Genomic DNA, 21570 nt, shown 5'->3' on the forward strand with positions numbered 1-21570 from the left:
TTTCGACGTTTCGGCGCAATCGTCTCTGCTCTCCGAGGGCAGGGCCGAGCCACCGCGGTGCGGTGGGGTTGAAATCCCGTCCGCCCGGGTACGCCTGTACCGACGTGCGACGAACTCCACGAGGTGACCATGAACCCCCAGCAACCCGCTGACCAGACCGGTCCGGTGGTCGAAGAAGACGGCACCGCCGACCGCGCCGCCCCCGAGCCGCAGGTCCGAGCCGTGCCCGTCGTCGACACCGTCGGCGGCCTGTCCGTTCCCCGGCTCGGCATCGGCACCTGGCAACTCGCGGGTGACGAGGCGACTGCTTCGGTCGAGGATGCGCTGGAGATCGGGTACCGCCACATCGACACCGCCCAGATGTACGACAACGAGGAAGCGGTCGGACGCGGCATCGCCTCGGCATCGCTGCCGCGCGAGGAACTCTTCGTGACGACCAAGATCGCCAATGACCATCACGAGCCTGATGACCTGGTCGCATCGACGGAACGGAGCCTCGACCGGCTGGGTCTGGACCACGTCGACCTGCTCCTGCTCCACTGGCCCACGGCATGGGACCGCATCGGCGCGACGATGGCGTCGCTCGCGCAAGTGCAGGCAGCAGGGATGACCCGAGGCATCGGCGTCTCCAACTTCACGCTGGAACAGCTCGAAACCGTCCTCCCCATGGCGCCACTCGATGTGCTCCAGGCGGAGTGTCACCCGTTCTTCCGCCAGGACAGCCTCCGCTCGTGGTGCGCCGGCCACGGGTGGGCGTTCACGGCCTATTCACCCATCGCTCGAGGAGACGTCTTCGACGACGCCACGTTGCGCGACATCGCCGAGCGCCACGACGCCTCGCCGGCTGACATCGCGATTGCATGGCTGCTTCACCAGGAGAATGTCGTCGCCATCCCGCGAAGTGCCGACCGCGAGCACATCCTGCAGAACTGGGACGCCCAGCGCATCCGACTCGACGATGACGACGTTGCCCGGATCGAGTCCCTGGATGAACACGCTCGACTCGTCGATCCCGATGTGGCGCCGTGGTGAACGGATCCGACGTGACCCCGTCGGTCACTCGGGCGACGGTGACTCCGGTTCGTCGTCGGGAACGACCTCCGTCTCGGGTCGGGGAACGACCTCGGTCTCGGGTCGCGGAACGATCTCCGTCTCGGGCACACCATCCGGCGGTTCACGGTGCGGCGGCGGCACCTCGGGAGGGGCGCCACGTCCGGGCGTCTCGTCAGGCTCCTCGCGCCATGCCCGGGTCACCACGTCGTCACGAGCCTCCGAATCGCCCTGAACGATTGCGGGATCCTCAACACCGACCGGCTTCTCCGGCGGGTAGGTGGCCCGGAGGCCCTCACCGTCACCGTCGGTGGTGGTGACGGTCTCGTCCACCTGTTCGGCTGCGTCCTGCTCTGCGCTGTTCATGACACCGACGTACCCGCAGCAAGGGGGGACGAAACCTGCGGCGAGACCCCCGCGGGAAGGCGAGGGTGCAGGTCGTGCCCTGTCGGGTACGCCAGGTCGGGTACCCGCCCCACGTCGCACGGGCCAGGTCGCACCAACCCGCCGGAGGCCCTCTGCCGTCGAGAGCAGTCGCACGCTCACCGCACTTCGTCGAGGTCTTCGCCCGCACCCCCGTGGCCTCCTGAAGCCGAGCGGCTTACGACGCAAGAGCGCCGTGCAGCGAACCGAGAACTCTCGCCTCGTCACGGGAACCGGCAGGTCTGCGAGATCGTCAGACCTCCACGGTCGACCGTCGACCGACGGGAGGGAACGTCACCATGTCCATCGCATCACCTCCGGTCACTGCGCCGTCCACGACCGCAACGTCCGCGACCTCGGTTCGGTTCCCCGGCGGCGCGACGGCGGACCTGCTCTGCCTGGGAGAGGATTGGATCACGCTGAAGATCGAGGGCGAACTCGACACCTTCGACAAGTACGCCATCATCGACGTGCTCACACCGTTCGTTCTCGGTGGTTTTCGGCGGTTCCGGATCGATGCCGAGGGTGTGACCTTCATCGACGCCGCGGCGCTGCGGGCATTCGCTCGTGTGCGCTGGTTCCTGCGACGAGACGGGGGCACGCTGGAGATCGTGGGCCTGGAGGCGGTCGCGGCGCGAACGTGGGCATGGCTGACAGAGCCGACCGGCGTCGCTGACCGATCCAGAGCAGCGCTGCCTGGAGGAAGTCCTACGTCGGGTTGAGCCAGCGGCTCGCGACCTCGCGGGCGCGACGCACGCGGGCCCGAGCGATCGGGTCCGACGCGGGAACCGGGCTGGTGGCGGCCGAGGCCGGCGAACCGCCAGCGGCGGGCCGACGGGGGCTGCGCTTCTGGGACTTGAGATCTCGGAGTTGTTCCTTCAGGAACTCGTTCTCCGTCTCGGCCCGCGCCGCCCGCTCGCGGGCATCGGCGAGCTGTTGACCGGCCTCGTGCACATGCCCGACCTGCTCGAGGATGCGGGTCCAGGCATCGATGGGCACGAGCATCTGCCCCGACTCCTCGACCGGCGTGGCCATCGCCGGATCGACCGGGGAGTGACGGATCACCGCGTCGTTCGGGGCCTGCCCCTGCGATCCCGACGACGTGGACGGGCGGGCCGGCGACGGTTTGGGGTCGACGGCGTCGGCCACCGCCTTCCAGAGCCCGGCGGAGCCACGCGCCATGTCGCCGGCGAGGTCACGAAGTGCCATGCGGGCGACACTAGTCCACGACGCGAAAAACCCCTGCCGAAGCAGGGGCAGTCCGCACGGTGGGAAACCGTGTCGAATGACCGCTCCTCAGCGGTCACCCGTACCCGTAGGCTAGATGAGCCAGACGGGATTTCCCTCGTCATGAGGGAAGCAGTTGCCATGTCGAACATCGAAGTGTCTCCAGAAGAACAGCCGGAACAGTCGGAAGAAGCATCCGACGGGTTCGCGGCCCTCGGTCTGCGGGCCGAGTTGGTCGCCACCACCAGTGCCCTCGGCTACGAGGAGCCCACGCCGATCCAGCGCGAGACGATCCCGATCCTGTTGGCCGGTTCCGATCTCGTCGGCCAGGCGGCCACGGGCACCGGCAAGACCGCCGCGTTCGCGCTGCCGGTGCTGAACGGCATCGAGCCCGGCGCCCCGGCCGAACCGACCGCCCTGGTCGTCGTGCCCACGCGCGAACTCGCGGTGCAGGTCAGCGAGGCGATGTTCAAGTACGGGGCCGGTCAGGGCGTGAAGGTGGTGCCGATCTACGGCGGCCAGCCGATCCAGCGCCAGCTCCAGGCCCTCGACCGCGGCGTTCACGTGGTCGTGGCCACCCCGGGGCGGGCGATCGACCACATCCGTCGCAAGTCACTCAGGCTCGACGGCATTCGTACGGTCGTGCTCGACGAGGCCGACGAGATGCTCGACATGGGCTTCACCGAGGACATCGAAACCATCCTCGAGAACACGCCGGCGGAGCGTCAGACCGTGATGTTCTCCGCCACGATGCCGCCCCGCATCGAGCGGCTGACGAAGAAGTACCAGCGTGACCCGGTCCGCATCCACATCGGTGCCGGCGACACGAAGGCGGGCAAGACCCTCGTGCGCCAGACCGCGTACATCGTGCCCCGGTTCCACAAGGCCTCGGCGCTGGGCCGCATCCTCGACGTCGAGAGTGCGTCGTCGGCCATCGTCTTCTGCCGCACCCGAACCGAGGTCGACGAGCTCACCACGACGATGAACGGCCGCGGGTACCGGGCCGAGGCACTTCACGGCGGGATGGATCAGAAACAGCGCGACCGGGTGATGGGACTTCTCCGCGACGGCACCGCCGAGCTGCTGATCGCCACCGACGTCGCCGCTCGTGGCCTCGACGTCGACACGCTGACCCATGTCGTGAACTACGACGTGCCGTCGGCCTCGGAGAGCTACGTGCACCGCATCGGCCGTGTCGGTCGGGCCGGGCGCGAGGGCGTGGCCATCACGCTGGTCGAGCCCCGCCAGCGTCGACTGCTCGACAACATCGAGCGCCTCACCAAGCAGAAGATCGCGATCGAGAAGGTCCCCACGGTCGCAGACCTGCGGGCCCGCCAGGTCGACGACACCGTCACCGCGATTCGCGAGGCGCTCGCGGCCGACGATCTCGACGACTACAACAGCGTGCTCCACGGACTGGCCGGCGAGGACAGCGACCGCAACCTCGCCCTCGCTGCGATCAAGCTCTACCACGAGGCCCGCGGCGCCACGACGGACGAGCAGGAGATCCCCGATGTCGGCGACGACCGTCCGAAGAAGCACAAGAAGAAGAACCGCGACGACGAGCACTACGGCGAGGGCAGCAAGTTCACCAAGCCCAAGCCCCGCCCCAGGGGCAACGTCGGCCCCGGCACGTCCCTGGTCTACGTCGGCATGGGTCGCAAGGCCGGTGTGCGCCCCGGCGATCTCGTGGGCGCGATCGCCAACGAGACCGAACTCGTGGGCCGTGAGATCGGGCCGATCCGCATCGCCGACAAGTACTCGGTGGTCGGTGTGCCCGAGGCGTCAGCCAAGTCCGTGATCGATGCCCTCAACGCCACGACCATCCGCGGCAAGAAGGCCCAGGTCCGCGCCTACGTCGACTGACCCGAGTGTCAGGCGTCGAGGTCCCAGTCCTGCCCGACCAGCCCGATCGGGCAGAAGAGCCCGGTCGGCACGGCGTCACCAGCTCTCGACTGTGCCGGTGATGAGCCCGCCGGCGGCAGCTCGTCGTGACACGGATCCTCCATGTCGAAGATCGTCCCACCCGGGTCGATGCACGGGTGCAACGGGGCGTAGACATCGTCGATGAGTTCCACGTCGGGGACGATCCAGGCGTGCAACATGTAGAAGTCCTGGAGGTGCACGTTGACGCCGCCACGGCTCTCGCAGACAGAGTCGCTGAGGTTGACGCCGAGCGTCGCCTTGGCGGTGACGGGGTCGTGGCAGAGCCTCGGGTGGTGGTGCCACCAGTCGTTGTCGCCGGCAAAGCCCTCGGGCGGCAGCCCCGTGTCGGTGTAGACGTAGTAGGACATGCCGACCAGCGGTGAATCCGGGCTGGTGCCGTCGTATTGGAGGAACTCGGGGCGGCCGGGCTCGAACAGCCCGTCGACGTGGCCGGGGAGGTTGGAGTTGAGCCGTTCCTCGGGGTGCGTGGGGTCGAACGTCGGGTCGGCGAAGTCCTCGGGCGTCAGGACGCCGAGACCGTGGTGGGTGCCCATCCCGGGGATGCGCTCGAAGGTCTCGAAGTAGCCCGCCGCCTCGGCGTCGCCTCGGGTCGGGTACTGGTTGGCGAACGACTGTGCGAAGTCGAGCTGAAGCGCGAGCGTCTTGCACTCCTCATAGCTCAACGGGGCCCGAGTGATGCCCTCGTACCAGTCGACGGTGCCCATCGCAGGGTTCACCACGGTGTTGAACGCGGTCGGGTTGCAGATGAACGGCACCGGTTCGCTGTTGTTCTCCGCGTTCACCGCGGCGACGTAGTAGCAACTGCTGCCCAGCAGCGCCATGAGCGCCACCACTGCCACGTAACGGACCTGTCGCAAAACACCCATTCCTGTTCCCCCTTGTCAGGTGCCAGTCCAGTGGGGCGATCGCTTCTCCGCGAACGCCGCCGGACCCTCCTTGGCATCGTCCGAGGAGAATACATCAGACACGAGCGAGGCCTGAAGCTCCCACAGCTCGGCTTCCGTCGCGCCCTGTGTCGCCCGGATCATCTGCTTCGACGCAGCCACCGCCAGCGGTGCGTTGGCGGCCACCCGCTCGGCGATCTCGATCGCCACCTCGAGCGCGTTGCCCGGCGCGGCCAGCTTCGTGATCAGTCCGAAGGCGAGCGCTTCTTCGGCCGTGATGGGGTCGCCGGTGATCGCCATCTCCATGGCCTTGCCGTAGCCGACCCGGCCGGGCAGACGCATCACACCGGCACCGGCCGCGAACAAGCCAACCTTGACCTCGGGGATGCCGAGCCTGGCACCTTCGGCGGCGACGAGCAGGTCACAGGTGAGCGCCAGTTCGAGCCCGCCGGCGAGGGCGAACCCCTCGATGGCGCCGATCAGGGGCTTGTCGGCGCCGTTCTGCACGAAGGTCGTCATCGGGCCGATGTCCTCACCGCGGGCGAAGGCCTTGAGATCCATACCGGAGCAGAAGGCGCCGCCGGCGCCGGTCAACACCGCGGCCGTCAACGACGGGTCGACATCGAGTTCTTCGATGGCCGCCCACAACCCGGTGGAGAGTTCGCCGTTGATGGCGTTCCTGGCCTCGGGTCGGTTCATCGTGATGACGAGCACTCGGCCCCGCCGCTCGGTGAGGATGGCCTGGTCGGTCGTCATTTCGGTGGCATCCGGGCGCCGCCGTCGACACGAATCGTCTCGCCGTTCATGTAGGGGTTGGTGAGGCACTCCATCACCATGAAGGCGAGTTCCTCCCCTGAGCCGAGCCGCTTGGGGAACAGCACCGACTGGCCGAGTTGCTTCTTGAAGTCCTCGGACCCCTCGCCCTCGCCGTAGATGGGCGTGTCGATCAGCCCCGGGGCGATGGTGTTGACCCGCACCCCCACCGCGCTCAGGTCGCGGGCGATCGGCAGTGTCATCCCCACGACGCCGCCTTTCGAGGCCGAGTAGGCGCACTGCCCGATCTGTCCGTCGAAGGCCGCCACCGACGCCATGTTGACGATGGCGCCACGGCTGCCGTCGTCGTCGACCGGGTCGGTCTGGGCCATCGCGGCCGCGGCCTGGCTGAGCATGTTGAACGAGCCGATCAGGTTCACCCGAACGACGAACTCGAAGTTCTTCAACGGGAACGGCTCGTTGTTGCGGTCGATGGTGCGACCGGCCGAACCGAGGCCGGCAGAGTTGACGAGGGCCGGAACGTGCGCAGCCGCAGACTGTTGCCCACCACGAAGAGCGACGAGAATCCCATCGCACCGGCCGCGATCATCGGGTTGAGCACCCCGAGGGCGGCGAGCGGAATCGCGGCGGCGTTGTAGGCGAACGCCCAGAAGAGATTGCCCTTGATGATGCCGAGGGTGCGGCGGGACAGGTCGATCGCGTCGACGGCCGCGGACAACTCACCGCTGACCAGGGTGAGGTCGGATGCCTGCATGGCGACATCGGTGCCGGTGCCGATGGCGATCCCCAGGTCGGCGGTCGCCAGCGCGGGGGCGTCGTTGATGCCGTCCCCCACCATCGCCACACGGCGACCTTCGGCCTGGAGTCGCCTGATCTCGTCCGCCTTGCCGTCGGGAAGCACGCCGGCCATCACCCGCTCGATCCCGACCGATTCGGCGACGGCGGCGGCGCTCGTTGCGCTGTCGCCGGTCAGCAGCGCGACCTCGAGTCCTCGGGACTGCAGGGCAGCCACCGCGGCGGCGGAGGTGGGCTTGATGGTGTCGGCGAGGACGATCGCGCCCTCGGCCGTGCCACCCCGGCCGACGAGGACGACCGTGCGTCCGTTGGCCGACGCCGAGACCATCTCGTCGGACAGCGATGCCGGGACCTCGTCGAAGAACTCGGGCCGGCCGACCCGCACGCGGATGCCGTCGACGGCCCCGGCCACGCCGCGGCCGGCCTGGTTGTAGAACCCGGTCACCGTTCGCGCAGAGGTGTCGGCCCCGGCGGCGATGGCCCGGCCGATCGGATGCTCCGAGGACGACTCGAGCGCGGCGGCCAGCCGAAGCAACTCCTCCTCCTCGCCGGCCGGGCCGCGGACCTCGACCAGCTCCATCCGACCTTCGGTGACCGTGCCGGTCTTGTCGAGCACGATCGTGTCGATCGTGCGACTGTCCTCGAGCACCTCGGCCCCGCGAATGAGAATGCCCAGCTGGGCCGCTCGTCCGGTGCCGACCAGGATCGCCAGCGGCGTGGCCAGACCGAGCGCGCACGGGCACGCGATGATCAGGACCGCGACCGCCGCGGTGAACGCGTCGGCGGTGGCGTGGCCCAGGATCAGCCAGGCGGCGAGGGTGGCCAGTGCGATGGCGATCGCCGTGGGCACGAAGACGGATGCAACCCGGTCGGCCAGCCGCTGCACCCGGGCCCGGCTTCCCTGGGCTTGCTCGACGAGACGGATGATCTGCGCGAGCGCCGTGTCGGCGCCCACCCGGCGGGCCTCGACGAGCAGAGACCCGTCGGTGTTGATGGCCGCGCCGATGACGTCGTCGCCATCACCCACCTCGACGGGCAACGACTCGCCCGTCACCACCGAATTGTCGATCGCACCGCGACCGCTGACGACCACGCCGTCCGTGGCGATGCGTTCGCCGGGCCGGACGCGGAAGCGCATACCGACCTCGAGATCGTCGATGGCGATCACGCGGCCGTCCTCGAGCTCCGCGGTGCGCGCGCCCAGATCGGCCAGCGACCGGATCGCGTCACCCGAGCGCCGGGTGGCCCGCACCTCGAACCACTTGCCGAGCAGGATCAACGTGACGATGACCGCGCCGGTCTCGAAGTAGAGCGGCTCGTCCAAGTCGGCGAGGAGAACGACGGCCGACCAGGTCCAGGCCGCCAGCGTTCCGACGGAAACGAGCGTGTCCATGGTGACCATGCGATGGCGCAGGTTGCCGAAGGCCACCCGGTGAAAGCCCCAACCGGCGCCGAACACCACCGGGGTGGCGAGGGCGGCGGCCACCCATTCCCAGCCAGCGAAGCGCAGCGGTTCGATCATCGAGATCAGCATCAGCGGCACCGTCAGCAGGGCGGCGACACGGAATCGGTTCCACAGACCGCCTTCCCGACGGGCCTCGGCCGCATCGTGATCGCGCACTTCCGGCGCGCGATATCCGAGCGATTCGACCACCTCGCGCAGAATCGGCAGCTCGACGCCGTCGCCGTGTCGTACCGAGGCCATGCCGGTGGCGAAGTTGACGTGGGCCTCCTCGACCCCGACCACCCGTCCGAGTCCTTCCTCGATCGAACGAGCACACGCGCTGCACGTCATGCCCTCGATCGAGAGCTCACTGGTGTTCGCTGTCGCGGTGGTCATGACACCAGTGTAAACCTTCCATCCGAAAGGAAGGTCAAGGGCTGATCACCTGACAGCGGTTCGGATCGGTGCACTCGGTCGGATCGAGGGCCGCAGCCCGCTCGGCCAGGCTCCGGAGCTCGGCCCGGGCCTCGACCAAGCGAGCGATCTGTTCGTCGAGATCGTCGAGATGACGATCCAGCAACGTTCGAGTGTGCGCACAGCTGCGCTCCCCGGCGTCCTTGAGTTCGAGCACCGACTGGATCTCGGCCAACGACAGGCCGGTCGCCTGGGCGTCACGGATGAAGCGCAGACGCTCGGCACCCGCCGAGTCGTAGTCGCGGTAGCCCGACGGCGTTCGCGCCGGTTCGGTCAGCAACCCGATCGACTCGTAGTAGCGGATGGTCTTCGTCGTCACCGATGCCTGCTCGGCCAGCTCCCCGATCTTCATGTCCACGAGCGTATGACTCCCTAGGCTGAGAAGAGGAGGTCTCCCATGAGACTCGACCAACTGACGTTCGACAACACGTTCACCGCGGCGCTTCCCGCTGATCCGTCGACCGAGGTCCGTCCTCGTCAGGTGACCGACGCGGCCTACTCCCGGGTGGCGCCGGCGCCCACCGAATCGCCCTCGCTGCTGGCGGTTTCCGGCGAGATGCTCGACGAGCTCGGCATCGACCGCACGGAGGCCGGCGGCGCCAACGCCGACCGCTTCGCCGCCGTGTTCACGGGCAACGAACTGCTCCCCGGCATGGACCCACACGCCATGGCCTATGCCGGTCACCAGTTCGGCAACTTCGCCGGCCAGCTCGGCGACGGCCGGGCCATCACCCTCGGCGAGATCGTCACCCCCGATCACGGCCGCCAGACCCTGCAACTCAAGGGCGCCGGGCCCACCCCGTACTCCCGCACGGCCGACGGCCTCGCGGTGCTGCGCAGCTCGATCCGCGAGTTCCTCTGCAGCGAGGCGATGCACCACCTGGGCGTGCCGACCACCCGCGCCCTCAGCCTGTCGCTCACCGGCGACAAGGTGATGCGCGACATGTTCTACGACGGGCGTCCGGCGCTCGAACCTGGCGCCATCGTGTGCCGCGTTGCGCCGTCGTTCATCCGGTTCGGCAACTTCGAACTGTTCGCCTGGCGACAGGACGCCGACAACCTGCGCCGCCTGGCCGACTACACGATCGACACTCACTTCCCCGAGCTCGGCGAGCCGTCGCCCTCGGGTCATACCTCCGAGACCTATGCCGAGTGGTTCGCCGAGGTCTGTCGCCGCACCGCCGACATGGTCGTCCACTGGCAGCGGGTCGGCTTCGTCCACGGCGTCATGAACACCGACAACATGTCCATCCACGGCCTGACGATCGACTACGGCCCCTACGGCTGGCTCGAGGACTACGACCCGGGCTGGACACCCAACACCACCGACAACCAGCACAAGCGTTATCGCTACGGCGCCCAACCGGCCATCTGCCAATGGAACCTGACGCAGCTGGCCAACGCCCTGCATCCGCTGATCGGCGAGGTCGAGCCGCTCCAGGCCGGACTCCAGGTTTTCGTCGACCGCTTCAACACCGCCTGGCCCGAGATGATGGCGACCAAGCTGGGCCTGGCCGACTTCGACGCCGATGCCGATCGCGACCTCATCGAGTCGCTGACCGGCATTCTCCCCGCCATCGAGACGGACATGACCGTGTTCTTCCGAGGCCTGGCCGACGTTCCCGGCGAGACCACCGAGGAGGATGCGCTGCTCGCGCCCCTGCTGGATGCGTACTACTCCCCCGCCGAACTCGTCGGCGAGGTTCGCGACGTCACCCTGGCCTGGCTTCGCGACTACTCGGCGCGGGTTGGCCGTGACGGTCGCAGCGACGGCGACCGCCGAACGGCCATGCACGGCGTCAACCCCAAGTACGTCCTGCGCAACTACCTGGCACAGCTCGCCATCGATGCATCCGAGCAGGGCGACCATGTGATGATCGGCGAACTCCTCGACGTGCTGCGCAATCCCTACGACGAACAACCGGGCAAGGAGCGATTCGCCGAGAAGCGCCCCGACTGGGCCCGCACCCGCGCCGGCTGCTCGATGCTCAGCTGCTCGAGCTGAAGCCGACCTCCAGCCGCCTCAGAGCTTGCGGATCTGGTCGCCCTGGCGAATCGTGCCGGGCGTGACCACCCGGGCGTTGATCCCGCGTAGGCGGAGTTGCTTGCCGGTCTCGCTGTTGACGAAACGGTGGGCTTCCACTCCGAACCGACGGCTGAACTTCGCGCAGCCGGTGTGGGGCTGATCGGTGACCTGGATGACGGCTTCGCCGATCGCCAGCTCGGTCCCCGCCGGGAGGTTGGCCTCGGAGAGATCCATGTCGACGATGAGCTGGTCGCCCGCGAGGGCCATGCGATCGGGCGACTGTGCGATCGCGGCGAGGATACGGGCGTTCATGATGTTCAGCTGCATGTCGGGATGCGGGCTGCCGTCCTCGGTTCGCTTCGATCCCCGCTGATTCCACGTGTCACCGGCGAGTCCCTCGTCGGTGTTCAGTTCGGCCTCGGCCAGCTCGATACGCTCGTCGACGGCAGGGCGCTGCACGATCAGTTCGAGGGTGCCTTCGGCGGGCGATGCACGAACGTGGTCGAGCGTCGCTTCGAGCTGTCCGCGGTCGAGGTGGGAGATCTCGGTTGACGTCATGGCGACAGTCTGGCTCATCCGACCGGGGGTACGCCGGTCAAATTCGTGTCGCACAACAGCCCGCCGTCGATCTGGATCGCCTGACCGGTGATCGCGGTCGACTCGTCGCTGCCGAGGAAGAGGACCAGATCAGCGACCTCCTCGGGTTGGATGGTCCGGCCGATGGCGTGCATGGCCGCCACCTCTTCCCGCGACTTGAGGCCGATGCCGAGCACCGCCTCGAACATCGGGGTCTCCACCACCCCCGGGCAGATCGCGTTGCAGCGGATGCCCTTGCGGCCGTACTCCACCGCAGTGACACGGCTGAGATTGATGAGCGCGGCTTTGGCTGCGCAGTACGGTGCATTCGCGGCACCCGCCACGAGCCCGTAGACCGACGACGTGTTCACGATCGAACCGACGCCCTGTTCGATCATGTAGGGAATCGCCGCCTGCATGCCGTGGAGCGGCCCGTTGAGCATCAAGGCGATGCTGTCGTTGAACCCGTCGAGGTCGAGATCGGCGACATACCCACCGGTCGACGTGGCGGCGTTGTTGAACAACACGTCGATGCGGCCGTGGTCGGCCACGCACCGATCGACGGCCGCGCGGACCTGCTCCGGCGATCGCACGTCGGCCTCCACGAAGGTCACGTTGGCCGCGCCCACCTCGTCGACCATCTGGGCACCACGGTCGGTGTCGATGTCGACGGCGACGACCTTGGCCCCCTCGGCGACGAACCTGCGAGCCGTGGCCCACCCGATCCCTCCTGCCGCGCCGGTGATGACTGCTGCCCGATTGTCCATTCTTCCCATGGGCGGAGTCTCGCGCGGCTACGTTCGACGGTGTGCGTTGGCGGATGCCCGGTGCGCACCGCGAGGAGATCCTCGACGAGATCTGAACCGTCGCGAGGTACGTTCAGATCAGCTCAGCCAGGTGTCGACCGCCGCCACCGGGGCGAAACTCTCGATGAGTGAGTTCTCCGCCAACGTACGGAGACCGCCCTCGTCGAGGTCGCACAGATTCCACGCGTGCTCGTACTCGGAGAGCAGGTCGGTGTGGAACAACGGCGGGTCATCCGAGCCGAGCGTGACGGTGATCCCCGCGTCGAGCATTGCCGGCAACGGGTGGGCGTCGAGCGACACGACGGCGCCGAGCGCCACGTTGCTGCCCGGGCACACGTCGCAGGCGACGCCCTCATCCACGAGCCGGGCCACCACGTCGGGGTCGCCCATGGCACCGATGCCGTGCTGAATCCGCTCGGCCCCGAACACGTCGAGTGCGTGGAGAACTTCCCATGCCGGTCCGTGTTCGCCGGCATGGCTCACTGCATGGAGTCCCGCATCACGGGCCCGGGTGAACGCGGTGCCGAAGTCCTCGTCGCGCCAGTTGTCGGCCGGCCCGCCCATGCCGACCGCAACGACACGTGGGTGGAGCTCGGCGAGCACGACGTCGAGCGCCTGCTGGGCCGCCGCTGCGCCGAGATGAGGCGAGAGATCGGGGATCAGCAGCGACGAGATGCCGAAGTCGATCTCGGCTCGCTCGCAGCCGGCGACGATGCCGCCGAGGACCTCGGACCAGTCCGCCTCACGCTCGACGATGTGAAAACTCGACGACACATGGAACTCGACGTGGACGGCACCCTGTTCGTGCGCCGTTGCCAGGTAGGCGTGGGCGATGTCGGCGAAATCGTCGGCGGTCCGGAGCAGTCCGCACACCCAGAAGTAGCGCTCGAGGAAACGGGGGAAGCCCTCGAACTCGAGCCACCGGACGATGCCGGCCAGGTCCGCGGCCGGCGGCTCGACACCGTGCCGCTCCGCCAGGCTGAGCATCGTGGCAGGGTCGACGCTGCCCTCCAGGTGCACGTGCAGTTCGGCCTTCGGCAGGGCTCGTGCGAAGTCGACCGGAAACGGAGTCGCCATGTCATCCATACAAGCCGACCAAACGCCCCGCGAAGACGATGACCGCGCCGATCAGCACGGGCCGCACGACCTTCTCGCCGCCTGCCACCGTGATGCGAGCGCCGATGTAGCCACCGGTGGCGAGCCCGGCGGCGAGGACCAGGGCCGGCGCCCAGTCGACGTCGCCGTTGATGATGAACACCGGCAGCGCGATGGCCGTGAACACGAGGGTGATGATCGACTTGATGTTGTTGGCGATGACGAGGTCGACCCCGGCGCGAGAAAGCGCCACGATCATCATGAGCCCGACTCCGGCCTGGAAGGCACCGCCGTAGAGCCCGATGCCGAAGAACACCAGTGTCGTGACCCAGGTCGGCCACTGAGGCCGGTCGGCCATCGCCTCGACGTCGGGACGGCGAACGGACAGCAGGAGCACGGGGATCATCACGAAGCCGAACACCTGCTCGAAGGTGTCGTCGGCCAGGTTCGTGACGACGACGGAGCCGATGAGCGAGCCCACGACGGCGGGGCCGAGGATGCGGCCGATGCCGCTCAGACCCTGCACGCCCAACCGGCGGAACGTGCTCGCTGAGCTGACCGCGTTGGCCAGTACCCCGACGCGGTTCGATCCGTTGGCCGTGTTGCCGGGCACCCCCGCGAACACCAGCAGCGGCACCGTCAACAACGAACCGCCGCCGGCCATGGCGTTGACCACGCCGGCGACGAGACCGCCGCCGAGCAGCAACACCACGTGGACCAATTCCATCGCCGCACGCTACTTCCGCCGACCCCGCCTCACGGCTTACAGTGTCAGTCATGCTCACCACGGACACGACCACCGCGTCGCTCGACAGCGCGTTCGACACGACCTTCACCTGGGACTACGAACGCGGCCGGGCCGGGCTCGACAAGCTCTACGAGAAGGCCAAGGCCAACCAGTGGAACTCCACGACCGATCTCGACTGGACGATCGACGTCGACCCCGAGAAGGAGATCGTCGAAGGGGCCGCAGCGATGGGAGTCCCGGTCGGCTGGCAGGCCAAGTACCTGGCGTCGCTCGACGGATCACCGATCGCGTCGTGGGGCGACAAGGAGTTCCTCGAGTTCGCCATCGCCAACCAGAAAGCGTCGATGAGCCAGTTCCTCCACGGTGAACAGGGCGCGCTGCTGTGCACGAGCCGCCTCGTCGAGAGCGTGCCCTGGATCGAGGCGAAGTACTACGCGTCCACCCAGGTCGTCGATGAGGCCCGCCACGTCGAGGTCTTCGCCAAGTACTCCGACGAGAAGCTGGGCGGCACCTTCCCGATCAATCCCGACCTCAACCAGCTGCTCAGCGAGGTCATCACCGACGACCGGTGGGACATCGTCTACCTCGGCATGCAGGTCGTCATCGAGGGCTTGGCCCTCGCGGCGTTCGGCATGATGCGCCACTCCACCAAGGAACCGCTGCTGTCGGACCTGCTGAAATACGTCATGGCCGACGAAGCCCGCCACGTGGCGTTCGGCATCCTCAGCCTCGACGAGTACTACCAGGACCTCAACGGCCAGGAGATCCGTGATCGCCAGGAGTTCTGCTACGCGGCCATCGACCACATGCGGCGCCGCACCATCAACGAGGAGATGTGGGACTCGCTCGGCGTCGACACCAAATGGGTGATGGAGACCGTGCTCGCCATGCCGATCCAGAAGGAGCTCCAGGGCATCCTCTTCGCCAAGATCGTGCCGAACTGCAAGAAGCTCGGCCTGCTCGACGCGGGCGACGGCTGGCTGCGCACGAAGTTCGAGGAGATCGACATCATCCGCTTCGAGGACGACCCCGCCGGCGACGAACTGCTCGCACTTCCCGACATCAAGGTCTGAGCGAGGGTGAGCGGGGCGTTCCTCGCTGTCGCTGTTCGCCCGGGCCGCCCGGTCGACCTCACCGGTGCGCTCGCGGCGTGCGAACCGGCACCGGGCTTCGTCGCCGACCCCGTGTGGGTCCCGACGAGCACCGGCTCGATGGCGGTGCGCACCTGGCGGCGGTCCGACGGGTTGCTCACGACGGTGACGAACAGACCCGACAGACTCGAGGCGAGCTTCGGATCCGAGGCGTTCACGACGCTTCTCGCGGACCCGGGGAGAGCCGAGGCGACCGCTGATCCTCTCGGTTACGGGGCGATGTACACCTGGCAGGGGCGGGACGTGGCGGCGATCTCCACCCGGGTCGAACTGCTGGCGCATCTCGCAACCGCGCTCGGCGAACCGCTCACGAAAGACCTGACGGTCGCCGCCAGCCTGGCCGGCGGCGGCTTCGCGTTGCCCGGCGCTTCCGGCTACCGAGAGATCCGGGGCGTCGATCCGCAACAACGCGTCGCCATCTCGCAGGGTCGGGTCGAGACGTTGGCGAATCCCGGCGCGATCAGCTGGCACCGCGGCGACGCCGCGCCGTCACTCCCCGATCTGGTGGAACGGGCAGTCGACGAGCTGCGATCATCGGTCGGCCGCGCCGTCGACGGCGTCGGCACCGAGGTGGTGGTCGATCTCACCGCCGGCAACGACTCGCACCTGATCCTTGCCACCCTGCTCGATCTCGGACGGGCCCACGACCTCCAGTTCCAGACGATCGGCGGCCTCGGCCTGCACGACGCCCGGGTCGCCTCGGCGCGAGCCGCCCAGCTCGGGCTGCGCCATCGACTCGGGTTCCCGTACCCGACGACGACCGCCGATCTCGCCGATCGGTTCCGCACGAATGCCAGGATCACCTGCGGTCTGAACAATGCCAAGGATGGCCTGCGAGCGACGCCTGAGCGGGTGCCCGAGGTCCGCATCTCCGGCCTCTACGGCGAACTCCTCCGAGGATGGCGAACGGGCCGAAGCCGCACGAGACGGGCCGTCGACGACCCCGCCGCGGTCGCCGCCGCGTTCGGAGCCGGTCGACTACTCCTGCTGAACCAGGACGGCCAGTGGCAGGCCGACACGGATCTCCGGACGGAACTCACGCTCGCCGGCACGCCGGAGATCTCCGTGTGGCACGGCGTTCATCGCCACTACGCCCGCGGCCGGCTCCGGTCACGCGCCACCCGCGTCGACGACTACACCGACGCGGCGCGGCGCTACCCGCTCTACACGAAAGCACTGGTCGAGGTCGGACTGGACGCAATGTGGCACCACCCCGACGCGCCACTCGGCGACCTCGTCCTCGAAGCACTCGCGCCCACTCTCCGCGACGCGCCGCCGCCCGCGCCCACAGGCTCCACGCCGGCCGCGCCGGCCGCGAGCACCGACTCGTTCATGAAGCGTGGCCTCACCACTCAGTCCGACGAGCGGTCGAGCGTCTTCGCCGACATCGCCGCCACGGACAGCGATGCCTGGGAGCTCATCGATCGCGCCGCGTTCCGTGCCGCTGTCGCCGACTATCCCTCGCTCGGCGCGGCCCAGTTGAGCCTGCTGCACGGCGCCGCCACTGCCGTGCTGTGGCACTCGACCCCGGACTGATCAGTCGAGGCTGAAGGGCGCCTTGCCCATCTGCTCCCGAATGGGCACGACCGTGGGGTTGGTCATCGCCCGACGCTGCCAGTTGGCACCGTCGACCACCAGTGTGTGGCCGGTGATGAATCGGGCATACGGGCTGGCCAGGAAGGTCGCCGCCCAACCGAACTCACGCCGGGTACCCACCCGCATCGCGGGCTGGAGCATGTCCTTCTCCGGGTCCGCGCGGGCGAGGTTGCCCTGGATGTCGGCGGTCATGTCCTCGTGGGGGATCAGCCCCGGCACCAGCCCGTTGACCTGGATGCCGTAGGGACCCCACTCCACGGCCAGGCTCTCGACCATGTTCTTCACACCGGCCTTGGCTGCGGCCGAGTGGGCGAAACCGGGGCCGCCGGTCCACGCGTAGGACGCGCCGACATTGATGATGCTGCCGGGCGTGCCTGCGTCGAGGTGACGGCGCCCGAACTCGCGGGCGACGAAGAAGGTGCCGTTGAGGGTGATGTCGACCACCGTGCGCCATGCATTGGGCGACATGTCCTCGGCCGGCACCGGGAAGTTGGCGGCCGCGTTGTTGACGCAGACCTGGGGAAGACCGAAGGTCGCCTCGGCCGCGTCGAACGCAGCCGCGATGCTCTCGGGCTCCCGGATGTCGCAGACGACCGTCTCCACCGGCGCGCCCAGTTCCTCGATGGCGGCACGGCCGGCGTCGAGGTGCTCGGGCTTGCGGCTGGCGATGACGATCGACGCGCCGAGGCGGGCGAACTCCTGCGCGATGCCCTTGCCGAGCCCGGTGCCGGCACCGGTGATGAAGACGCACACGCCGTCGTATGTGCCGTCGGGCAGTGCCGACGCGCCGGGCGGTGGGGGTTGCGGGATTCCCTGGACATTGCCGGTCATGGTCAGCTCCCTCGGTAGTGCGGTTCGCGTTCTTCGGCCCGGGCGGCCTTGAACTCGGCGAAGTCCTCGGACTTGTTGAGGAACGTCTGATAGATCAGCTCGTCCTCCATCGACGAACGGATCTCGGGGCGACTCAGGTGGCTGATCACCCGGCGGGCGAGCTTCACCGTGACCGCCGGCGACGCCGCGATCTTCTCCGCCATCTCGCGAGCGGTGGCGTCGAGTTCGGCAGGGGCCACGATGCGGCTCACGATGCCGTGCTGCAGGGCTTCCTCGGCGGAGAGCCGGCGACCGGTCAGGACCATGTCGCTCACCAGCCCATGACCGCACATCTCGTAGAGCACGCCCATTCCACCGGTGTCGGGGATGACACCGTGGCCCACTTCCGGAAGCATGAACCGGGCCCCCTCGGCGGCGATGCGGATGTCGCACATGAGCGCCCGTTGGAACGAGCCACCGATGGCCCAGCCCTGGATGGGGACGATGATCGGGGCCTCGAGATCCCAGATCTTCTGGATGCCGCGGTGTCCACGTGACATCAGTTCGTGGTGGGTGAGCTCGGTGACGTTGTTGCCGATGGCCGCCACGTCACGACCCGATGACCAGCTCTTCCCCTCGCCGCGCCAGATGACGGCGCGGACGGTTGGCGTGGCGATGAGCTCGTCGAGGATCTCGAAGAGTCGAGCATCCATCTCGTCGTCGAACGCATTGTGCTTGTCGGTGTTGTCGTTGGTGATGGTGGCGACGCCGCCATCGATGTCGAGTCGGATCTTGTCGGTCACGAGGTGATCTTGGCCGATTCGCCGCGACAGGGCACGTCGGGAAGACTCCGCCGATGGAGATCACCTCGCTCGGGAACTGTCCTTCGACGCTCTTGGCCGACATCATGGCGGTCGATGCCGAGTCGTTCCGCGACTATCTCGATGCCACCGTTGCGGCCGGATTCGACGCCGTCAGCCTGTACCCGTTCCACCTGCTGTTCGCGGGCGACGGTGCCGTCGACGCGGTGCGCGACTCGGGCCTCACCGTGCGGGCGGTCGAAGCGGCCATCGGCTGGACCGCCGGGCCGAGCGACCACGCGACCGCGGAGATCGACGGCCTCATCGCGTCCGGCCACGATCTCGGCGCCGACATCGTGGGCGCAGCCTGCCTCGGGCCCCTCGACGATCGCGCCGCGGCGGTCGAGGGACTTGCGTCGATCGCCGCCCGAGCCGCCGAGGCCGACATGGTCATCGCGCTCGAGTTCCTGCCGTGGACGGGCGTGGCCACGCTGGCCGCAGCCAACGAGCTCATCATCGATGCCGGTGAAGTCAATGCGACGATCCTGCTCGACACGTTCCACTGGATCCGCCAGCCCGGCGGACCGGACGTCGACCTGCTGCGGTCGCTGCCCGGCGACCGCATCGCCTACGTCCAGCTCTGTGAGCCCTCGGCTGCGGAGGACATGCCCGTCGACGAGATCGAGAACGAGGCCATGCACGCCCGCCGACTCCCCGGCGCCGGCGCCGTCGACTACGACGAGCTCTGGACCGCCCTCGATCACATCGGCAGCGACCCGTTCGTGGCCGCCGAGGTGTTCAACGACGACCTCCTCGCCACCGGCCGCCACGCCATGGCCCGGTCCGTCCACGACGCCTCCCGCGCCATCCTCCCCTCCCCTTCACGAAATTGATGTGAGTTGACCACCGGCGCGGTGGTAAATTCGCCTCAAGTTGCGGAGGGGTCGGGGCCGAGGGAGCGGACCTGCCGGGCGGTCGACGGGTGGCCGAGGGCGTCAGCGACCGACGCCGCCTCGCTCAGGATGTCCGGGTCGTCGACGCCGGTCGCTCGCATGACCGATGCGAGCTCGTCGAGCCGTCCTGCGCTGCGCAACGCCAAAGCCAGCCAGCGCGCGTGTCGAGCGACCGGCTCACGGTGGAAGATCTCGAGCAGCTCGGTGACGCCGTCATGCCCGTCGCTCTCGATCGCGAAGACCAGCGCGTAGAGCCCCGGCGGGAGGGCCTCGCCCTCGGGTGACGACTGCAGCAGGTCGCGCGCGCCGCTGGTGTTGCCCGTGGCGGCGGCGGTCTCGATGGCCACAGCCCGGAAGGGCGCCGAGTCGGGTCGGAGCTCGTCGAGAAGGCCGCGAATGTCACCCATCGCGCCCGAATCACCGGCGCCGAGTCGATGGAGGGCGTCGCGGGCTTGCTCCTCGAGGTCGGCCCGCCGACGCGTCGCTCGCTCGGCCCGGATCGATGAAACGTTGGCCATGACGATCCAGCCGAGGATCAGGGCACCGAAGATCACACCGATCGACAGCAGACCGACGATTGCCGCGATCGCGACGACGATCGACACGAGGGCGGCCCGTTGCGTGCGGGTCGCCCGGTCGCCCGGGAGCAGCTCGGCGAGGATGTGCCCCCCATCGAGGGGCAGGATCGGCAACAGGTTCACCAGCCCCCATCCGACGTTCGTCCAGAGCACGATCAGCACGAAGTAGCGGGCGTCCCCGCTTCCGACGCCGCCGGCAATGGCAACACCGATCCCCATCGCGGCACCGACCACGAATCCGGCGAACGGGCCCGCGAACGACACGCCGATCAGTTGGGACCGCGAAGGCTCGCCCACCGGTCGCCAGCTGGTCGCCCCACCGAAGCCGTAGAGCTCGATGGTGGGGGACGCCCCGAGCCGACGGGCGGCGAAGGCGTGGCCGAGTTCGTGCCACATCACCGCCGCGCTCGCGACCGCCACCCACAGAATGAGGCGCAGTGCAGTGATGTCGGGGTACCAGCCGATCAGCGCGATCAAGACCAGAAAGGTCGAGCGGACGTGCGTCGGAAACCCGAAGACGTTGATCACTGGGCCACCGCGATCACAGCCGGACCTCGTCGCCGAGTGTCACCGTTCCGCCGGAGACGACCCGGCAGATGACGCCGGCCCGTCGTCGCATCGCGGTACGAGCGCCGTCGCCGATCTCCATGTCGAGCATCTTGCACGGTGCCGCGTCTCGAACGACCTCGAGCTCGATCTCACCGATCAGCCAGCGGTGACCAGGCGAACGCGGAATGTCACCATGACTGATCGTGACGTTGCGCCGGGTGAGGAGCGGGTCGATCAGCCGGCCGAACTTCTCCTCCGCCTCGGCGAGTTCGCTCTGCGACTGCACGCTGAGCTGGCGGTGTTTCGACCCGTGGTAGCGGTCGCCGACGAGGCCGGCGTTCGTCTCGATCTCCGCAGAGCCGACCGGCTTCATTCCCAGCCGGGTTGCCTTCGCGAGGTGGATCCCGACCACCGTCGGCTGCTCGCTCACGGCGCGTCCCAGCGAACGACACCCAATGCGCCATCGACCATCATGGCCGTGCCGACGGGGACGGCCACGCCATCGATCTCGACACCGGTGGCGCCGATGACCATGTCCATGAGACCGACGACCGCCGGCACTCCCGCTGCGTTCGCGACGATCGCCGTGTGGCTGTGCAGGTTGCCTCGCACGGCGATGATCGCCGCCGCCCTGGTCATCGCGACGACATCCGCCGGCGATGACATGTCGAGCGCCAGCACGACGTGCCTGCCGGCGTCGAGCGCGTCCAGCGCAGCATCGACATCGACATGGAGCTCCCCCCGCCCGACCCCCGGGCTCACGCCGATACCGACGACCTCACAATCCGCTCCCACCCCACCAATCCTACGACCGTTGCATTTGGGGTCAGACCCCCGTTGCAGTTGACGACAGTGGGACCGTCT

Annotated in this window: 23 protein-coding genes; 7 read left to right on the forward strand and 16 right to left on the reverse strand. The window is 68.4% G+C overall.

Annotated elements, in window-relative coordinates:
- The first annotated feature begins 129 nt into the window (after positions 1 to 129).
- The gene (locus tag RIB98_00545; GenBank protein ID MEQ8839443.1) at positions 130 to 1032 is read left to right on the forward strand and encodes an aldo/keto reductase; all 903 of its coding nucleotides are present in this window, start codon (positions 130 to 132) and stop codon (positions 1030 to 1032) included.
- A gap of 24 nt (positions 1033 to 1056) precedes the next feature.
- Here RIB98_00545 and RIB98_00550 read toward each other — a convergent pair whose 3' ends face one another.
- The gene (locus RIB98_00550; GenBank protein ID MEQ8839444.1) at positions 1057 to 1416 is read right to left on the reverse strand and encodes a hypothetical protein; all 360 of its coding nucleotides are present in this window, start codon (positions 1414 to 1416) and stop codon (positions 1057 to 1059) included.
- A gap of 356 nt (positions 1417 to 1772) precedes the next feature.
- On the opposite strand from RIB98_00550, the gene RIB98_00555 reads away from it, so the two are divergent.
- The gene (locus tag RIB98_00555) at positions 1773 to 2195 is read left to right on the forward strand and encodes an STAS domain-containing protein (protein ID MEQ8839445.1); all 423 of its coding nucleotides are present in this window, start codon (positions 1773 to 1775) and stop codon (positions 2193 to 2195) included.
- On the opposite strand, the gene RIB98_00560 is transcribed toward RIB98_00555, so the two are convergent.
- Entirely contained in the window at positions 2182 to 2682 is a 501-nt protein-coding gene (locus RIB98_00560) for a hypothetical protein (GenBank protein MEQ8839446.1), read from the reverse strand. The two genes, RIB98_00555 and RIB98_00560, sit on opposite strands and share 14 nt — an antisense overlap.
- 159 nt (positions 2683 to 2841) lie before the next feature.
- On the opposite strand from RIB98_00560, the gene RIB98_00565 reads away from it, so the two are divergent.
- On the forward strand, positions 2842 to 4566 hold the full coding sequence (locus RIB98_00565) for a DEAD/DEAH box helicase (protein ID MEQ8839447.1): 1725 nt from the start codon (positions 2842 to 2844) through the stop codon (positions 4564 to 4566).
- 8 nt (positions 4567 to 4574) lie between these two features.
- On the opposite strand, the gene RIB98_00570 is transcribed toward RIB98_00565, so the two are convergent.
- Genes RIB98_00570 through RIB98_00590 form a run of 5 tightly spaced genes read right to left on the reverse strand, consistent with a single transcriptional unit; the run spans position 4575 to position 9370 of the window.
- Entirely contained in the window at positions 4575 to 5513 is a 939-nt protein-coding gene (locus RIB98_00570; protein MEQ8839448.1) for a hypothetical protein, read from the reverse strand.
- A gap of 15 nt (positions 5514 to 5528) precedes the next feature.
- A complete protein-coding gene (locus tag RIB98_00575) occupies positions 5529 to 6287 on the reverse strand; it encodes a crotonase/enoyl-CoA hydratase family protein (protein ID MEQ8839449.1) in 759 nt (252 codons plus the stop codon).
- Positions 6284 to 6778, reverse strand: a complete 495-nt coding sequence (locus tag RIB98_00580; protein MEQ8839450.1) for an SDR family oxidoreductase — start codon at positions 6776 to 6778, stop codon at positions 6284 to 6286. Before RIB98_00580 ends, RIB98_00575 begins: the two co-directional genes overlap by 4 nt.
- Positions 6748 to 8940 (reverse strand): heavy metal translocating P-type ATPase, encoded by a 2193-nt coding sequence (locus RIB98_00585; protein MEQ8839451.1) that lies wholly within the window; start codon positions 8938 to 8940, stop codon positions 6748 to 6750. The genes RIB98_00580 and RIB98_00585 overlap by 31 nt, the downstream gene beginning before the upstream one ends.
- A gap of 34 nt (positions 8941 to 8974) precedes the next feature.
- Positions 8975 to 9370 (reverse strand): heavy metal-responsive transcriptional regulator, encoded by a 396-nt coding sequence (locus RIB98_00590; GenBank protein ID MEQ8839452.1) that lies wholly within the window; start codon positions 9368 to 9370, stop codon positions 8975 to 8977.
- 45 nt (positions 9371 to 9415) lie between these two features.
- On the opposite strand from RIB98_00590, the gene RIB98_00595 reads away from it, so the two are divergent.
- A complete protein-coding gene (locus RIB98_00595) occupies positions 9416 to 11023 on the forward strand; it encodes a YdiU family protein (GenBank protein MEQ8839453.1) in 1608 nt (535 codons plus the stop codon).
- A gap of 18 nt (positions 11024 to 11041) precedes the next feature.
- Here RIB98_00595 and RIB98_00600 read toward each other — a convergent pair whose 3' ends face one another.
- The 4 genes from RIB98_00600 to RIB98_00615 form a co-directional block, all read right to left on the reverse strand.
- Positions 11042 to 11602, reverse strand: coding sequence for a hypothetical protein (locus RIB98_00600; protein MEQ8839454.1), 561 nt, complete (start codon positions 11600 to 11602; stop codon positions 11042 to 11044).
- Positions 11603 to 11616: 14 nt separating this feature from the next.
- A complete protein-coding gene (locus RIB98_00605; GenBank protein ID MEQ8839455.1) occupies positions 11617 to 12396 on the reverse strand; it encodes an SDR family oxidoreductase in 780 nt (259 codons plus the stop codon).
- 108 nt (positions 12397 to 12504) lie between these two features.
- Positions 12505 to 13503 carry an adenosine deaminase gene (gene add, locus RIB98_00610; GenBank protein MEQ8839456.1) on the reverse strand — a complete coding sequence of 333 codons (999 nt, stop codon included), beginning with the start codon at positions 13501 to 13503 and terminating at the stop codon, positions 12505 to 12507.
- A 1-nt stretch (position 13504) separates the two neighbouring features.
- The gene (locus tag RIB98_00615; GenBank protein MEQ8839457.1) at positions 13505 to 14248 is read right to left on the reverse strand and encodes a sulfite exporter TauE/SafE family protein; all 744 of its coding nucleotides are present in this window, start codon (positions 14246 to 14248) and stop codon (positions 13505 to 13507) included.
- Positions 14249 to 14298: 50 nt separating this feature from the next.
- Here RIB98_00615 and RIB98_00620 point away from each other — a divergent pair, with 50 nt between their 5' ends.
- Together RIB98_00620 and RIB98_00625 are read left to right on the forward strand one after the other, a co-directional pair.
- The gene (locus RIB98_00620; protein MEQ8839458.1) at positions 14299 to 15342 is read left to right on the forward strand and encodes a ferritin-like domain-containing protein; all 1044 of its coding nucleotides are present in this window, start codon (positions 14299 to 14301) and stop codon (positions 15340 to 15342) included.
- A gap of 6 nt (positions 15343 to 15348) precedes the next feature.
- Positions 15349 to 16956 carry a hypothetical protein gene (locus RIB98_00625; protein MEQ8839459.1) on the forward strand — a complete coding sequence of 536 codons (1608 nt, stop codon included), beginning with the start codon at positions 15349 to 15351 and terminating at the stop codon, positions 16954 to 16956.
- Here the strand turns inward: RIB98_00625 and RIB98_00630 are convergent, their stop codons facing one another.
- Positions 16957 to 17847 carry an SDR family oxidoreductase gene (locus RIB98_00630; GenBank protein ID MEQ8839460.1) on the reverse strand — a complete coding sequence of 297 codons (891 nt, stop codon included), beginning with the start codon at positions 17845 to 17847 and terminating at the stop codon, positions 16957 to 16959. It abuts the gene before it with no gap.
- 2 nt (positions 17848 to 17849) lie between these two features.
- On the reverse strand, positions 17850 to 18629 hold the full coding sequence (locus RIB98_00635) for an enoyl-CoA hydratase/isomerase family protein (protein ID MEQ8839461.1): 780 nt from the start codon (positions 18627 to 18629) through the stop codon (positions 17850 to 17852).
- A gap of 53 nt (positions 18630 to 18682) precedes the next feature.
- On the opposite strand from RIB98_00635, the gene RIB98_00640 reads away from it, so the two are divergent.
- Positions 18683 to 19519: a sugar phosphate isomerase/epimerase gene (locus tag RIB98_00640; protein ID MEQ8839462.1), complete on the forward strand. Its 837-nt coding sequence runs from the start codon at positions 18683 to 18685 to the stop codon at positions 19517 to 19519.
- A 35-nt stretch (positions 19520 to 19554) separates the two neighbouring features.
- Here the strand turns inward: RIB98_00640 and RIB98_00645 are convergent, their stop codons facing one another.
- The 3 genes from RIB98_00645 to RIB98_00655 all read right to left on the reverse strand — a co-directional run bounded on the left by RIB98_00645 (position 19555) and on the right by RIB98_00655 (position 21501).
- The gene (locus tag RIB98_00645; GenBank protein ID MEQ8839463.1) at positions 19555 to 20634 is read right to left on the reverse strand and encodes a site-2 protease family protein; all 1080 of its coding nucleotides are present in this window, start codon (positions 20632 to 20634) and stop codon (positions 19555 to 19557) included.
- Positions 20635 to 20698: 64 nt separating this feature from the next.
- On the reverse strand, positions 20699 to 21136 hold the full coding sequence (locus tag RIB98_00650) for an MOSC domain-containing protein (protein MEQ8839464.1): 438 nt from the start codon (positions 21134 to 21136) through the stop codon (positions 20699 to 20701).
- Positions 21133 to 21501, reverse strand: a complete 369-nt coding sequence (locus tag RIB98_00655) for a PEP-utilizing enzyme (protein MEQ8839465.1) — start codon at positions 21499 to 21501, stop codon at positions 21133 to 21135. The genes RIB98_00650 and RIB98_00655 overlap by 4 nt, the downstream gene beginning before the upstream one ends.
- Between the last annotated feature and the right edge of the window lie 69 nt (positions 21502 to 21570).

The organism is Acidimicrobiales bacterium (assembly GCA_040219515.1).
In the GTDB taxonomy this organism is placed as follows: Bacteria; Actinomycetota; Acidimicrobiia; order Acidimicrobiales; family Aldehydirespiratoraceae; genus JAJRXC01.